We start from the raw sequence: 656 nt of genomic DNA, 5'->3' as shown, positions 1-656 counted from the left end.
CGTATCAAGATTGACAAAAGCTTTCTAAAACACGCCGACCAAGAGTCTATACAAGCACTAGAGTACTTCTTAGCCCCTTTCTGCTTACACGGATTGATCTTCGAGGGTGCTGAGTACATCGAGCATCATAAGATGTTAAAGACAAGCCACTCATTAACTCAAGGTTACTATTACTTTAGACCGTCCCCAATAAACTCTCTCGATTCAAAACCGCGCGTTGCCGAGTCAATCAAACTCTCCTATGCGGGTTAAATAAAGCAAAGCAATTTGAACAGTTCCACAGTTGTTCATTTTTGATGCCTAATTTAAGACCATTATGCCGCAACTGAATACCTTTGATATTGGTCCGAGATCGTGAGAGGAACACGTTGAAACTCTGTTTCTAAATGATAAGGGTTCCTGAACGTTTTCCGCTACAAGATAAAGTGTTAAGATCCTCACATCTATGCTGTCGTAGTTTCAGGTGACCGATATCGTACCTTTGATACCCCACCTCATACCTTCCACAGCTTAACCATAAATTTAAAGGCATATTTTCAAATGGTTAACAACTCAATCCAGTGGTTTCCTGGCCACATGCACAAAGCGCGTAAAGAGATCGAAGAAGCCATCCCGCAGGTGGATGTGATCATCGAAGTACTGGATGCTCGTATTCC

2 pseudogenes are annotated in these 656 nt (G+C 42.2%); both read left to right on the top strand.

The features are described 5' to 3' along the window. Positions 1-252, top strand: a pseudogene (locus R7E78_RS27390) (EAL domain-containing protein); the annotation flags it as partial. A gap of 288 nt (positions 253-540) precedes the next feature. Next, a pseudogene (locus R7E78_RS27385) lies at positions 541-656 on the top strand (ribosome biogenesis GTPase YlqF); the annotation flags it as partial.

The sequence above is a fragment of the Vibrio sp. YT-19(2023) genome (assembly GCF_033337395.1).
Note: the sequence above shows the minus strand (reverse complement) of the source record. Positions and strands in the feature narration are given on the sequence as shown.